This window comes from Hassallia byssoidea VB512170 (genome assembly GCF_000817785.2).
GTDB classification, from domain to species: Bacteria; Cyanobacteriota; Cyanobacteriia; order Cyanobacteriales; family Nostocaceae; genus Hassallia; species Hassallia carrinoi.
In genome coordinates this window covers 34,418-50,199 of the sequence record NZ_JTCM02000004.1, presented here as the reverse complement: position 1 = coordinate 50,199, position 15,782 = coordinate 34,418, and the positions used below count along the sequence as shown (strand labels likewise).

Here is a 15,782-nt window from a genome sequence, read left to right as displayed (position 1 = left end):
ATACAAATCTACTAGCTGCGCTCAAAGCGAGATGCAGATGAAACTATGTTTACTTTAAACTTCCAAAATATCAGCACTAGTCAAATAGTAAATGAACTAAAAAGCAAAGGATACTTTGTTTTTGAACAGGCATTGACCGAACAGTATGTTGAAGAACTACTTTTAGACATAGATTTCAATCACATTCTAGTTAATAATAATGATGTTGGTGTAGTTATTGCTTACAATCAAAAATTTTTAACTCATTGCCTTGTTAGCTCCAAAAAAGCCTACGATATTATCACATGTCAAAAGGTTTTAGATATATGCAATGAATATTTTTCTGACAGTTACAAGCTAACTAATCATAGAATTTATCAAACAAGCAAAATTTCGCACATGCCCTGGCATACAGACAATAATCGACAGGCTGGTAAGCAATTAGTCAGCAAACATAATATGCCGGGGCTATTATTTTTATTTTATTTATCGGACGTAACTAAAAATCCATTTCAATATCTAAAAGATTCTCACAAATGGTCTCACAAATATAGTCACGAGATTTACCTTAGCGATCGCTTTATCGATAATAACTATAAACAAGATATTCTAACATTTATGATGAAAAAGGGAAGCCTTATCTTGTGCGATATCCACGGAGTACATAGAGCTGAACCTTTTCAAGATAATCGTTACACCAGAACTACCTTACTGTTTCAGGTCGATCAAGTTGGTAATGACAACGCAGGACATGGTGAAAAAAACATCGTTAATACTGAGTACATTGATAATCCAACTCAAGAGGTCATGGATTACTTAGGATTTGGTTTTAAGAGAGAGTACCCGGCATTTCCTTGCACCTCAGTTGCCACCATGACACCTGAAGACATCTTGAAAATACAAAAGCAGTTGTTACCCCTAACATTACAGGCTCTTGCCAAAAGTCTAGCAACATTTTTGTTACCTGGTAAAGTAAAAATTAATGCCAAGCGTTTGTTATGGCATCTCAAATCAAGCCGCTCAAAGATAAGCAAACTTTTTAGAAAGTAATGAAAGTTTTGTTGCTAGCTAATTACCAACCAGATGCCATACAAAGCATGGATTTGTTTGCTTCCATGCTGGAAATTTACTTAACTAAACTTGGTCATAAAGTGCGTGTAATTCGCCCAAAGCCTTGGTTTGGTACTATGTTTAAGTCATCCCCAAAGGTATTAAGAAAATGGTTTGGTTACATTGATAAATTGATTCTTCCAGTACAATTTCGTCAAACATTACCTTGGGCAGACGTAGTTCACATCTGCGATCATGGCAATGCAATTTACACCAAATATTTGCAAAATACGCCCCATGTTGTCACTTGTCATGATTTATTAGCAGTTCGTTGTGGTTTAGGAGAGTTTCCCGGATATCAAACTGGATGGACTGGTAAACTATTGCAGAAAATGATGATAAGAGGGCTAAATAAAGCCCAAAAAGTCGCGTGCGTTTCCAAACAAACTAAAAGCGATTTGATACGTCTTAGTTCTCTGCATGAAAATGATATAACAGTGATTTCTGTGGGTTTAAACTATCTCTATAAACCGATGGCGATCGCAGACACCAAGCAACGTTTAGCAGCTTTGGGAATTCCTCTAGATTGTCGATTTATTCTGCATGTAGGGGCAAATCATTGGTACAAAAATCGCCTTGGGGTTTTATCTATTTTTGAAGCACTGATGTGTAAACTGCAACAACCATTTTATTTAGTTATGGCAGGAAAACCCATGACTGATGAAATGTATCAGTTTATCAAAACTCATAATCTGGCTGAAAAAGTAATAGAGTTAGTAGAAGTTGATAACGAGAATTTGCGATCGCTCTATTCTGCTGCAACTGCTTTACTATTTCCTTCCCTGCAAGAAGGCTTTGGCTGGCCCATTATAGAAGCTCAAGCGTGTGGTTGTCCAGTGATTACATCAAATCGCCAGCCAATGAATGATGTCGGGGGAGAAGCAGCTATATACATAGAACCAGACAATCCCCAGTCAGCAGCAGAAAAAATTATCTACCATCTTGACACGCTAGAAACACTAAAATCAAAAGGATTTATTAATTCTCAAAGATTTACAGCCGAAAAAATGATTTCTGAATATGTTGAGCTTTATCAACAAGCAATTGATGAAAAATTTGGAAATCCAGCAGTGTAGGGAATTGCATTTACCTTCAGGGAGTGGGAGATGAGATTAATTACATCAAATATTTTCTTAAAAAAGCCAGAAAGTCGCCAATATCAAAAAGATAAATGTTTAGATTTACATTTATGGTTTCCTGATATTTTTGAATTTAAAGGAGGTATTCAAGTTTACTCAGCCTTTTTGCTAGAAGCATTACAAAGCTTATATCCTCAGATTGATTATGATGTTTTTCTCAAACATGATACTCGGTCAAGAGAATATTTTTCTTTTATAAATAAGACTAGATTTCATTTTGCCGGAAATTCGCCGATCGCTCTGCGGACAGTTGTATTTGCGGCTAAAATTTTCGGACATGCACTCTGGCAACGTCCTAACTTAGTTATTGCCTCTCATCTCAATTTTACAGTTGTTGCCTATTTGCTAAAACGCTTAATGGGCACACCTTACTGGACTGTTGCCCACGGGGTAGATGCTTGGAATATCACCAACCCTACCCTAAAAACTGCTCTATATAATGCCGATCGCATTTTAGCTGTCAGCAGTTACACGCGCGATCGCCTGCTGAAAGAACAAAACTTAGATCCAGGTAAAATATCTCTTTTACCCAACACCTTCGACCCCAGTCGCTTCAAAATTGATGGCAAACCGTTACATTTGTTAGAGCGATACAAACTCAAACCCCAACAACCAATTATTTTAACCGTCTCTCGGTTAGCTAATACTGATGCCTACAAAGGCTATGACCAAATTTTACACGCTCTACCAAAAATTAAACAACAGCTTCCAGATGTTCATTACATTCTAGTTGGCAAAGGCAGCGATCGCTCGCGGATTGAACAGCTAATTGTCGATCTCAATTTGCAAGATTGCGTTACCTTAGCAGGCTTTGTTGCTGATAGTGAACTGTGCGATTATTACAATATGTGCGATGTTTTTGCCATGCCCAGTCGAGGTGAAGGATTTGGGATAGTCTATTTAGAAGCACTCGCTTGTGGCAAACCGACTTTAGGGGGAAATCAAGATGGTGCAATTGATGCCTTATGTCACGGTACACTTGGAGCCTTGGTCGATCCTCAAGATGTGGATGCGATCGCTCAAACTCTCATCCAAATTTTACAAGGTACTTATCCCAATCATTTAATGTATCAACCAGAAGCTTTACGACAAAAAGTAATTGATACATTTGGCTTCCGAAATTTCAAACAAACTCTGGCAGAACTGATGCAAAATTTTGCACCAATCTCTAAATAATCAATGAGACTTAATTTTTCAGCCGTTAAAGTAAATACAACTACAAATCAGCCCCAAGTTTGTCATGTGGTTGCAAGTATTAACCAAAACACTGGCGGCACTGCACATTTAGTTGCAGACCTAGCAGCAACCATTGCCAATCAAGGAATATCATCTCATTTATTCACTCTAGATTATCAACAACTTGGTAGCCAAATTACACCTGCAAATGTCAAACTACATAGCTATCCCGCTACCTTTTTAAGCCAACACATGCGAGGATTTCATCCCCAAGCCAGTCATGCTTTATCGCAGTTAGCATCAACAGAATTAGATTTAGTTCACAATCATGGTTTGTGGATGTTTCCCAATCTTTATGCGCGGCAAGCTGCAAAATTGCATCATTTGCCTTTGGTAATTTCACCCCACGGTATGCTTGAGTCTTGGTCTTTAAAGCGCAGTCGCATCAAAAAGTGGCTTGCCTGGTCGCTGTACGAGCGCAAAAATTTACATAGCGCTACAGTTTTCCACGCTACCTCTAGTGAAGAAGCAAACTCTATTCGTCAACTTAATTTGCAGCAAGCGATCGCTCTAATTCCTAATGGTGTGCATCTTGCTGATTGCAATCAACAAGCGAGCAAAGAAGTATTAACAGAATTATTTCCGGAACTAATTGATCAGAAATGGTTGCTGTTTTTTTCTCGACTGCATCCCAAAAAAGGTATAGATAATTTACTCTACGTTTGGCAGAAATTAGCCGCTAAATTTTCCGACTGGCATTTAATAATTGCTGGACCTGATTTAATTGGCTACCAAGCAAAATTAGAATTGTTAGTAGAACAATTTAATTTGCAACAACGAGTAACTTTTACTGGTATGTTGTCGGGACAGCAGAAATTTTCCGCGCTCAGTAATAGTGATTTATTTATTTTGCCAAGTCACTCAGAGAATTTTGGCATGGTAATAGCTGAGTCTTTAGCTTATGGTGTGCCTGCCATAACTACCAAGAATACTCCTTGGCAGGATTTGGCAACCTACGGTTGCGGTTGGTGGGTAGAAGACAATCAGCAGGCATTAATGATTGCTTTGATTGAAGCGATGGAAATGTCCTCTAACGAACTGCAAGCAATGGGTGAAAAAGGACGAAATTTGGTGTCAGTAAAATATTCTTGGAATTCTATCTCTAGGAAGATGATAAATCTATATCACTGGATTCTTGGTGGTGGTGAGCCACCAAGTTTTGTTCAGTTTTATGGTTCAGGAATGAGCGCATTCGTTATGAAAAAACGTTCGCCCTTGGCGTTGCCGGAGGCTACCGCAGAGGGCGCAGAGTTCACAGAGTTTGGGAGAGTTTAAGAGGTTTTTGCGCTCATTCCTATGGTTATTAATTGGGAATACTAATGTGATTATTTCTATTGCTACCGGACCTTGGTTGCCCGTGCCGGCGGTGCAAGGAGGTGCCATTCCTCGACTTTGGCAAGGTTTAGCAGAAGAATTTGCTAACAGAGGTCATCAAGTGAGAATTCTCTGTCGTTCTTATCCAGGACAGCCTCAAACAGAAACGATAAATGGTGTTGAATACATTCGACGTGGGGGACTGCCTCAAAGTACTAATATTCGCTTGGATTTAATCAAAGATTTGCTTTATGCTTTGTTGATTTTTCCCACCTTGCCGCGTGCCGATATTTTGGTCATCAACGACTTTTGGTTGCCTGTATTTGCGGCTTTACGTCCCTCTTCGGGGCAAATTGTGGTGAATGCGGCTCGTTTTCCTAAAGGACAATATCGCCTGTATACAAAAGTAGCTTGCTTTGCGGCTGTATCGCAGGCAGTCAAAGAGGCGATCGCGCAAGAATATCCTCTTCTCATACCGCGAATCAAAGTTATCCCCAATCCTATTGATACGAGTATATTTTTTCCCGCAACTTCTTCTAAATTCGCCAATCAAGAGAAAGTTATTCTTTATGTCGGCAGAATTCATCCAGAAAAAGGTATCCATCTGCTTGTAGATGCATTTTTAATTTTGGCGCAACAAATTTCTACCGTTAAACTGAGAATTATTGGTCCACAACAAGAAAATCAAGGTGGTGGTGGAGATAAATATTTACGCAGTCTAAAATTGCAAGCTGAAAAATTAAATATTGAATTTTTAGAGCCTATATTTGATGTAGATAAACTAGCTGAAGCGTATCGTCAAGCCGATATATTTTGCTATCCTTCGCTAGCAGAAAAAGGCGAGTCTTTTGGAGTAGCACCTTTAGAAGCAATGGCATCAGGTCTTGTACCAGTAGTTTCCGACTTACCTTGTTTTAGAGACTTCATTGAATCAGGAAAAACCGGATATTTTTTTAATCATAAAAACACCGATGCCGCCAAAAATCTCTCAGCTACATTAGTCTCAGCAATACTCAATTGGGAAACGACTACTAAAATGGGTGCAAAAGCTGTGCAAAAAGCGCAAGAATTTAGCTATCAGCAAATTGCTAACGCCTATCTATCTAATTTTGAACAATTATTAACAATAACGAAATAGGATATATCATGGAAAAAAAGACAATTCAACGCTTTTATGACGAAGTTTATACAGAATATCTGTCTGAAGGTTTAAGTGAATTTGATGGTTATGAAAGAAATCATGTTCTCAAGCGAATTTATCCTCAAGTAAATGGCAAGCGATTGTTAGATTTAGGAGCAGGTCATGGAACTATCAGTAAGTTTTTTCTTGATAAAGGCTATGAAGTGTATGCCATTGAGTGGACTGTAGCCGGAGTGCAAAAACTCGTGAAAATAAAAGTCAATGCAATTCAAAAAGATATTGAAGATACTCCTTATATCTATGAAGATAATTTTTTTGATGAGGTTTTTTGGGGAGATAATATAGAACACCTTTTCTTTCCCGAACAAGTCGCTCAGGAAATATATCGAATTCTCAAACCGGGTGGAAGATTAGTTTTAAGTACCCCCAATCATGGCTGGATTATCAATCGGCTGTATTACCTGTTAATGGGTGTACCTAGAAGAACAGAGGGACATAAAATTCCTATTTGGGAATGGCAGCATATTCGGTATTTTAATAAAGCTGAAATTAAGAGGTTTTTAAATCATTGCGGTTTCAGCAAAGATTTTGCTTTTTATGGAGCTGAACGCAGACAACCATTTGCAGCTTTAAGTAGGTATTTCCCTTCAATTATGGGATCTGTCATGGTTGTGGAAATTCGTAAGTAAATGTATAGCAGGAGGCACTTTGCAGGGGGCAGGAGGTTGATTATTGATATTACGTTGTTTGAGCCATTAGACTTCTTGCATAAATCAAAAAGAAGAACCCCACCCCGCCGTTGACGTAAGTCAACGTCTCCCCTCCCCGCCTGCGGGGAGGGGTTGGGGAGCCACTGCGTTGCGCGGGTTCCCCGCGTTGTAGCAAGTGGCGTGGTGGGGTTTTGGGGGAATGAGTGCAATCTTGTCTATTTAATATGTCCTAAACTTTGTGGCTACTGCTGTATATGCTTGACGAAGTAACTCCGCTGATTCTCACCTACAATGAAGCGGCAAATATCGATCGCACTCTCCAGCATCTTAGTTGGGCAAAAAAAATTGTTGTCATTGACAGTTACAGCACCGATGAAACTCTAGAAATTCTCAACTCATATCTAAGAGTGCAGCTAATGCAAAGGAAATTTGATACCCATGCAACTCAATGGAATTATGGACTAGAACAAGTTACATCCGCATGGGTTCTTTCCCTTGATGCAGACTACATCATCACTGATGAACTAACCGCTGAAATCGCATCTTTGCCAGCAGATGGTGATATCGATGGCTACTTTGCTTTCTTCAAATACTGTGTTTTTGGCAAACCTTTAAGAGGCACAATATTGCCACCACGTCAAGTTATTTTCCGCCAAGAAAAGGCTATTTATATAGATGATGGTCATACTCAGTTGCTAAAAATTAATGGTAAATCTGGGATGCTTTCATCCTATATTCACCATGACGATCGCAAACCTCTAAGTCGCTGGTTGTGGTCACAAGACCGCTATATGGTGATTGAAGCCAAAAAGATATTAGAAACTGCAAATAGCGAACTCAGCTTGGGCGATCGCATTCGCAAACAAAAAGTTCTGGCTCCCTTCATTGTTTTATTTTATTGCCTGATTGTCAAAGGCGGTATTTTTGACGGTTGGCATGGTTGGTATTACGCACTTCAGCGTATCTTGGCAGAAATTCTACTAGCAATTCATCTGATTGAAGCTGAGAAATTAAAACCTTAATTCTGCTTTTTCTACAGTTTATCAAACTTAATACACATGAACATCCTGGGAATTAACGCTTATCATGGCGATGCTTCAGCTTGCTTAATCCAAAACGGTGAACTGATTGCCGCAGTTGAAGAAGAACGGTTTAATCGAGTTAAACATTGGGCTGGATTTCCGGAAGAATCTATCCGCTATTGTTTAAAAGTGGGTGGTATTAGTGCCGCAGATTTAGAACATGTGGCTGTATCTTTCAATCCGAAAGCCAACTTAAATCGCAAGCTACTATTTACTCTGCAAAATCGTCCTTCTGTGCGATCGCTTTTGGATCGATTTAACAAGCAAAGCAAATCTGCAAGTCTTTTACAACAACTAGCCGATGCCTGTCACTGCCAAAGCGAAGAGATTCGCGCCAAAATCCATAACTTAGAACATCATACCACCCATTTGGCTGGTAGTTTTTTTGTTTCTCCCTTTGAAGAAGCGGCAATTCTCTCAATCGACGGCATGGGAGATTTTGTCAGCACTCTGTTAGCTGCCGGACGCGGTAACGAGTTAGAATATTTTTCTCGCACTCACTATCCCCATTCCGTCGGCTACCTCTACAACGCTGTTACTTTATACCTGGGCTTTCCCGCTTACGGGGATGAGTATAAAGTCATGGGATTGGCTCCCTATGGCGAACCTGAATATTTAGAAGCGTTTCGCCGAATTATATATCCTAAAGGAGACAGTTTTGAATTAAATTTAGACTACTTTACCCACCACACCCAAGGTATTGCCATGAATTGGGAAAGTGGTTCTCCAACTGTTCAACCATTCCACAGTCCAGAGTTAGAAAAATTACTCGGTGCAGCGCGAGATCCGAAATCGGAAGTGACATCAAAGCATCAAAATATTGCCGCATCTGTGCAAGCTGTGACTGAAGAAATTATCTTTCATCTGCTGAATCGTTTAAGCGATCGCTACAAGAGTGAAAATCTCTGTTTGGTCGGTGGTGTAGCGATGAACTCTGTCGCTAACGGCAAAATCACTCAAAATACTCCCTTTAAAAATATTTACACTCCCATCGGTGCGGCTGACAACGGCACATGCTTTGGTGCAGCTTTTTATGTTTGGCATCAAATGCTAAAACAACCGAGAAAATTTGTTTTAAATCATGCTTACTGGGGGTCAGAATTTAGTAATGAAGAATGTTTGTTAGCTTTGCAACAACACAATTTGCAACCGAAAAAATTAGAGCGGAATGCACTTTTAAATCATGTTGTAGATGCTTTGTGTGCAGGTAAAGTAGTCGGTTGGTTTCAAGGTAGGATGGAATTTGGTGCTAGAGCTTTAGGTAATCGTTCGCTTTTAGCCGATCCGCGTCGTGCTGATATGCGGGATATTATCAACTTAAAAATCAAATTCCGGGAAAAATTTCGCCCCTTCGCTCCTAGTATTTTAGAAGAAAAGGTCAACGAATATTTTGAAATTGATGCGCCGGTACCTTTCATGGAAAAAGTCTTTACAGTTCGCTCTCAAAAAAGGAAACAAATTCCTGCTGTCACCCATGTTGACGGTACTGGACGCTTACAAAGTGTCAGTCGCAGTACCAATCCCCTTTATTGGGACTTGATAAATACATTTGCTCAACGCACTGGTATTCCCGTCGTTCTCAACACATCCCTCAACGAAAATGAACCCATCGTCCGGACACCAGATGAAGCTATCAAGTGCTTCTTAAGAACTCATATGGATGCTATTGTTTTAGGTTCTTATTATGTAGAACGCAGCGATATCAAAGTTGTTGGTTGATAGTGGGCATTGGGCATTGGGCATTGGGCATTGGGCATTGGGCATTGGGCATTGCACTTTTCCCTTTCCCATCTTCAAATTACCAATAACCACCAACCACTAACCACTAACCACTAACCACCAAAGGGATTTTTGGCGATCGCATCTATTTTACACTTGACAAAAACCTTGATTCATGTATCTTACTTTAACTTTTGATTAATTTTCGTAACCTGAAAGCGATTTTTTCAGGTTTACAGAAATTATGCGGCAAGTGATGCGATAAGTTAACTATAATACTGGCAGTTATGCCTAGCACGACGAATTTGATGCTACTTCTTCTATAATGTATAAAATATATTTTTCAGAAGTAATAGTAAAATTCATGTCCAAACAAAGTATTCGTGAGATAGTTTTTCTCAAAACTTTGACTAGTAGTGCGAGCAAAATATCTCCGAAATTGACAGGAACACTCAAATCCTGGCGTTTTCGGCTGATTGAATCTGTTCCATTTTTGATTGCTTGTGCAGTATTTCTAAGCGTTATCAGCCTGAAAAGTCCTATCCTGCTTTTTTGCTTACTTGTTGGTAGTTTAATTACAATAATTATACAGCAAATTGGGCACCAGGTACATCTACCCAAGCGATCGCTCATATTGTTACAAATCTTAGCAGTAGCGATCGTCTTGAGTTTATTTTGGTTAGACTATTTTGCAGTTCCCGCACAAGCCCAATTTTTTAGTCGAGCCGAAGGTTTTTTTAAACAGAATCTCACCACAGGAGATGGAGCAGTAAATAATGGTACCCAAGCAGTTAGTTTAATATTCAACGTGTTGCGGGCAATTTACCTACTTTACATAGCAGTTTCTTTGGTCGGTGTTATTAACGCAGTTCGCAAAGATGAAGATTGGCAAACTATCGCCAAAACTCCCTTATTAGTAGTTGTCGCCGTGACAATTGCTGATGTTCTCACAGGCTTTATAATTGGCGCTCCTAATAGTAATCCATAATTTATTTAGATAAAATGAAAAAAAGCTAAAAATTTCATGACTCAAGACAAAGACAAAGACTTTCGTCCAGTCAATCAAATTTTAGGAAGCCAACCTTCATTAGGACCAATTCCCGCCGATCAAGTCCTTCCTTGGACGCTTATTGCCCTAGCTGCTTATTTTATCATCAATGGAATTTTTGGGGGAATTTTTCCAGACGACTTTCAAAAATGGTTGTGGACGGTACTAATTACTATTTGGGGAATGGCAACTTGGTGGATATTAACAGGTGGTAGGAGTTGGCGTTTTTTAAGTAAATTTGTTGGTGTTCCTGCTTGGACAAGAGGCTTTGCTCGTTATCAAAGCATACTATTCGTAAACCATGAAGCAAAAAATCGGAAAACAAAGCGTCGGCGTCGCAAGTAGTGAGAGATTAACACCATTTGAAGATGCTTTACACCTAGCGACAATGTTGCGCGTCTCACTTGGGGGACGTGATATAGGCGCTTATCTTTTGACAAAGGGAACTCAAAAAAATAGATTTTGCTTTGTTTTTGGTTTTGAATGTCGAGGTATTCATACAACTTTAAGAACAGACCAAATAGATACAATTATTAGTAATATTGAATCGGGTTTAAAAGACATTCCCGCTAATGAAAGAATAACCTTTCATTTGAGTTCTTTTAGTTCCGATCAAAAGCGACAAAAAGAACTAAGTTCAATCATCAAAAAAACGCCATCAAAAGATATAAAATACTTGTTAATGGCGGAAAGAGCAAGAACAAAAGAACTTACTGCTTCTGGTATTCGCAAACCGAAATTTCTCAAAATTTATGTAACTTATACCGTTGAACCCAACTCCACCAATACAGATGATTCGATAGAAAGGCTTTTAGCTAAAGCTGAATCGTGGTGGTTGAAATTTAAAGGAGATATAGCAGAAGTTGAAAATCAGCGTATAGAAACCATTGTGAGCAATGCTTACAAACAAGGTTTTTCTCGCTGGGAACAAATATTATCTAATCAAATGGCGTTGGATGTTAAGCCATTAACTAGTAATGAACTTTGGGGAGAAATATGGAGAAGATTTAATGATACCCCACCGATAGAAATTCCCCAATTAATGACTTTAGATGAAAATGGACTGCACGAAGAAGCTTATTCAGATTTAGCTAGTACCAAATTACTTGTAGATAATATCCACAGTACAACTTTGCTGATGGAATCTAGTGTACCTTGCGCCGATCGCTCGTGGGTTCATGTTAAGAATAATTATATTGGTGCATTAACATTTTTAGAAAAACCTGGTGGTTGGCAAAATAAATCTTCTCAACTGCGCTATTTATGGGAATTGTTGGCAAGAGAAACGGTTGTTGATACAGAGATTTTTTGTGAGTTAACTGCGGCAAATCCAGCATTGGTAAAAAATACTTTGCAACGAGTGCTGAAGCAGTCGAATGTGACAGCACTGACGGCTCAAGAAAAAAGCCGAACTATTGATGTCAACGCTCAATTAAAATTAAGAAAATCCGTAGCAGCACAAGAACAATTATATGAAGGTGCAGTACCTATTTATACGGGGATAGCGATTTTTGTACATCGTCCAAGTGTGGAGAAATTAGACGAAGCAATAAGATATATTGAAAACTGTTTTCAACGTCCAGCAAGGGTAATTAGAGAAACAGAATATGCTTGGAAAATTTGGCTGCAAACTTTACCGATAGTTTGGGAAGGTTTGTTAGCAAAACCCTTCAACCGTCGGCAGTTGTATTTAACAAGTGAAGTACCGGGGTTAATGCCTTTAGTATTAACTAAAGTTGGCGATCGCGAAGGTTTTGAATTGATTGCGGAAGAGGGAGGAACACCGGTATATTTAGATTTATTTAACGAGCATAAAAATTTAGCGCTGTTTGCGACAACTCGTGCTGGTAAATCAGTATTGGTGTCAGGAATTTTAACTCAAGCTTTAGCGCATAATATTCCGGTAGTAGCGTTAGATTTCCCCAAACCAGATGGGACATCTACCTTCACCGACTATACAGAGTTTATGGAGAAGAGTGGAGCATATTTTGATATTTCTAAACAATCGAATAACTTATTTGAACAGCCAGACTTGCGATCGCTAGATCCAGAACAACAGCGCGATCGTCTGCTCGATTATACAGGCTTTTTAGAATCAGCTTTAATGACAATGGTTTTAGGGTCATCTACAGAAAATCCATTGTTATCGCAAACCGTGCGATCGCTTCTTAATTTAGCTTTAACAGCATTCTTTGCAGATGAAGGTATAAAAGAGCGATATCGAATCGCGATCGCAGGGGGATTTGGCAGTTTAGCTTGGCAGAAAACCCCCACATTAAGAGATTTTCTTTATTTTTGCTCAACAGAACATCTACAAATCAACTCTGTAAGTGGCAGAGTTGAAGATGCCTTAAGTCAAATTCAATTGCGCTTGCGATTTTGGCTTTCTAGTCGCGTCGGACAATCGATTTCTGCACCATCTAGCTTTCCCACCGATGCACAACTTTTGGTTTTTGCTCTGCGAAACCTATCAGATAATGAAGATGCAGCAGTGCTATCTTTAAGTGCTTATTCAGCAGCATTACGACGCGCACTCAGCAGTCCAGCTTCCATATTCTTCATTGATGAAGCACCAATTCTATTTGAATTTGACCAAATTGCTGACTTAGTTGGCAGAATTTGTGCCAACGGTGCAAAAGCTGGAATTAGAGTTATTTTATCAGCACAAGACCCCGATACCATCGCCAAATCTAAAGCCGCATCAAAAATTTTACAAAACTTAAGCACACGATTAATCGGACGCATTCAACCCGTTGCCGTCGATAGTTTCATGGAAATATTAAAATATCCCCGTGAAATTATTTCTCGTAACGCTTCAGAAAACTTCTTTCCTCGCAAAGAAGGCATTTATAGCCAATGGCTGTTAGATAATAACGGTATTTATACCTTCTGCCGCTATTATCCAGGTTACGAACAATTAGCAGTAGTTGCTAACAACCCCAACGAACAAGCAGCACGGAGTAAAATAATGCGACATCACAGCGATAAATATGAAGCAATTTCTACATTTGCACGTCAATTAGTAGCTTCATTACGTGGTAGTTAACATAGCAATGTTAAACCATTCATTCGTCAAACCCTCTCCTTCCTCTTCCTCTGTGTTCTCTGCCTCTCTGCGGTTCGTTTCTCAAAAAGGAAATAAAATTCCTATATAATTTCTAGTAGGGTGCGTTATGAACGTTAGTTCTAACGCACCGAAAATCTGGGATGGTGCGATCTTCCTACGGCATAACACACCCTACAAAACTACTTAATAAAATAAAGTACTAAATTCCTATAAATATTTTTCCCGATTCAAACCTATGAAAAAAATCGCCCTTTTAACACTTTCTCTATCATTCCTCATCATCCTACCAGCAACAGCGCAACTAGGCAAAGTTTGGACTGATTTTCAATCATATTCTACAGACTTACAAAATTATTTAACAAATAACGTCAACGACAGTTTAAAACCTGTAGAATTTCAATCTCAAAATGCCATTTATAACGCAACCGGAGAATTGAGAATACCTAACCCTATTGACGCAGGAGATAGAGTTAGTATTGATATATTTCTCAACTCCATATCAGATAAATTTGAAAATAATCCTGTAGTACGTTCAAGTTTAGTTAATAATGAAATAAATCGTTTAATTACTCGTAGTTCAGCCGCAGGTGTCTTGGGTGTCAATGGTCAAATTCGGTCAAAAACAAAGTTAGAAGATACTGAAAATAGACTGGAAAAAATTGGCGTGTTTACCGATGAACTAGACGAAAATCAGCAAAATTTTCTCAATGATATTCAAGATCGAATTGTTCAACTTGGGAGTAATGCTTCAGTTGCAGGACAAGTAGGAGAATTGCTTGGTATCCGCGAGCAAACCAATTTACAATACCAACAAGTTAAAATTCAACGCGAACAAGTAAAAATTGTAGCCGAAACACTTGGTCAAACAATACAGACGAATCAATCTTTGCAATACACTAACTTAAATCTCGCAAGTCTTTCTCAGCAAGTGGAAGATACAAATCGTGCTAGAAGAGTAGACGCATCCGCAGAAGCAGCGCGACTTTTGCGAACCACTTCTCAAGCAGATTTGTTTGGCAGAGAAAATAAATAAAATTCATGATTAAGAACGTATTCTTACGTAGTGAGCGGTTTACCGCTCATATCAAAGCTTTTAACGGCTAAAGCCGTTACTACGAAGAACTTTTATTTACACTTATCATAATTTAATTGAGTTTTAACTTCCTTTTAAAGGAAAACTTTAAAAATGAAAGATATTTTCCCAACTTTTTTACTTCAAATCGGTATAAATGATGTTTTCAGTAATGGAGCCACAACCGCTACAAGTATTGCCGAAGGTTGGGATAAGCAATGGGTAGATTTATTACAAAATGATACTATTAATAATTTATATGGAGCGCTGACGAGTCTGGGTGTCTTTTTTGCCGTCGGAACCCTACTGTTTTTTATGTTACAGTGGCTAAGAGATGTTATCAACAGCGAATTTTCCCGTCCAATATCGGCTTTAATTTGGCCTTTTGTAGTAGTGATACTATTAACCAATTCCGGAAATGGCACTGTATTGTCCAATTTGACACTAGGGGTAAGGAATTTTCTCAATACGGTAAATCAGCAAGTAGTGACAACAGCAGACGCAAATCAAACTTATCAGCAAGCACTGAATATGACTGTTGGTGAAGAAATAGCCGGTTCTTTATTGCGTCCTTGTCAGTCACTAACTGGTGAACAACAAAATCAATGCTTTGTCAAAGCTAAGGAAAAAGCTGACTTTCTCTGGCAGGAATATAGAAACTTATACGGAGATAAACCTTGGATAGATAGACTAGAAAATAAAGTAAATAATATTACATATAATACCGCTAGCATCTCGGAAAATTCATTTGATTCTTTCTTAGGTTCTACAGTGCAAGTTAGTATCAAAAACTTTTTAGTTTCATTGCAATATGCTTTCCAAAATTTGATAGAAGCTACAATGTTACTGATAGCAGCTTTGGGACCGTTAGCTGTGGGTGGGTCTTTACTACCTGTAGCTGGTAAACCCATTTTTGCATGGCTGACTGGGTTTTTATCTGTAGGGATTTCTAAGATTTCATTTAATATTATTGCCGTATTAACTGCCGCAGTTATTGTTAATGGACCGGGACAAGATGTTAATGCCGATCCTGACTTAATGTGGTATATAATTTTTCTGGGAATTTTAGCCCCGATTGTATCTTTATTTGTGGCTGCTGCTGGAGGATTTGCAGTCTTTAGTGCTATCAGCAATACGGCTTCGTGGGTGAGGGAGAGGGTATAAA

The 15,782-nt window shown here is 38.8% G+C and carries 13 protein-coding genes; all 13 read left to right on the top strand.

Annotated features, from left to right (window positions below):
- The first annotated feature begins 45 nt into the window (after positions 1 to 45).
- The 13 genes from PI95_RS03135 to PI95_RS03075 all read left to right on the top strand — a co-directional run bounded on the left by PI95_RS03135 (position 46) and on the right by PI95_RS03075 (position 15,781).
- Complete coding sequence (locus PI95_RS03135) at positions 46 to 1,029, top strand: phytanoyl-CoA dioxygenase family protein (RefSeq protein ID WP_039752623.1); 984 nt, start codon at positions 46 to 48, stop codon at positions 1,027 to 1,029.
- On the top strand, positions 1,029 to 2,165 hold the full coding sequence (locus PI95_RS03130; RefSeq protein ID WP_039752622.1) for a glycosyltransferase family 4 protein: 1,137 nt from the start codon (positions 1,029 to 1,031) through the stop codon (positions 2,163 to 2,165). The genes PI95_RS03135 and PI95_RS03130 overlap by 1 nt, the downstream gene beginning before the upstream one ends.
- A 30-nt stretch (positions 2,166 to 2,195) precedes the next feature.
- Positions 2,196 to 3,404 carry a glycosyltransferase gene (locus PI95_RS03125; protein ID WP_039752621.1) on the top strand — a complete coding sequence of 403 codons (1,209 nt, stop codon included), beginning with the start codon at positions 2,196 to 2,198 and terminating at the stop codon, positions 3,402 to 3,404.
- A gap of 3 nt (positions 3,405 to 3,407) precedes the next feature.
- Positions 3,408 to 4,739, top strand: a complete 1,332-nt coding sequence (locus PI95_RS03120; RefSeq protein WP_063842445.1) for a glycosyltransferase — start codon at positions 3,408 to 3,410, stop codon at positions 4,737 to 4,739.
- A gap of 46 nt (positions 4,740 to 4,785) precedes the next feature.
- On the top strand, positions 4,786 to 5,916 hold the full coding sequence (locus PI95_RS03115; RefSeq protein WP_039752620.1) for a glycosyltransferase: 1,131 nt from the start codon (positions 4,786 to 4,788) through the stop codon (positions 5,914 to 5,916).
- An 8-nt stretch (positions 5,917 to 5,924) separates the two neighbouring features.
- Positions 5,925 to 6,608 (top strand): class I SAM-dependent methyltransferase, encoded by a 684-nt coding sequence (locus PI95_RS03110; RefSeq protein ID WP_039752618.1) that lies wholly within the window; start codon positions 5,925 to 5,927, stop codon positions 6,606 to 6,608.
- Between the two features lie 275 nt (positions 6,609 to 6,883).
- The gene (locus PI95_RS03105) at positions 6,884 to 7,651 is read left to right on the top strand and encodes a glycosyltransferase family 2 protein (protein WP_039752617.1); all 768 of its coding nucleotides are present in this window, start codon (positions 6,884 to 6,886) and stop codon (positions 7,649 to 7,651) included.
- 36 nt (positions 7,652 to 7,687) lie between these two features.
- Positions 7,688 to 9,430: a carbamoyltransferase family protein gene (locus tag PI95_RS03100; protein ID WP_039752616.1), complete on the top strand. Its 1,743-nt coding sequence runs from the start codon at positions 7,688 to 7,690 to the stop codon at positions 9,428 to 9,430.
- Between the two features lie 364 nt (positions 9,431 to 9,794).
- Positions 9,795 to 10,418 (top strand): hypothetical protein, encoded by a 624-nt coding sequence (locus PI95_RS03095; RefSeq protein WP_039752615.1) that lies wholly within the window; start codon positions 9,795 to 9,797, stop codon positions 10,416 to 10,418.
- A gap of 36 nt (positions 10,419 to 10,454) precedes the next feature.
- Complete coding sequence (locus tag PI95_RS03090) at positions 10,455 to 10,823, top strand: hypothetical protein (RefSeq protein WP_039752614.1); 369 nt, start codon at positions 10,455 to 10,457, stop codon at positions 10,821 to 10,823.
- The gene (locus PI95_RS03085) at positions 10,780 to 13,524 is read left to right on the top strand and encodes a putative type IV secretion/conjugal transfer ATPase (protein ID WP_039752613.1); all 2,745 of its coding nucleotides are present in this window, start codon (positions 10,780 to 10,782) and stop codon (positions 13,522 to 13,524) included. The genes PI95_RS03090 and PI95_RS03085 overlap by 44 nt, the downstream gene beginning before the upstream one ends.
- Before the next feature lie 256 nt (positions 13,525 to 13,780).
- Positions 13,781 to 14,578, top strand: a complete 798-nt coding sequence (locus tag PI95_RS03080) for a hypothetical protein (protein WP_039752612.1) — start codon at positions 13,781 to 13,783, stop codon at positions 14,576 to 14,578.
- Between the two features lie 153 nt (positions 14,579 to 14,731).
- Positions 14,732 to 15,781, top strand: a complete 1,050-nt coding sequence (locus PI95_RS03075) for a hypothetical protein (RefSeq protein ID WP_039752611.1) — start codon at positions 14,732 to 14,734, stop codon at positions 15,779 to 15,781.
- Position 15,782 lies beyond the last annotated feature (1 nt).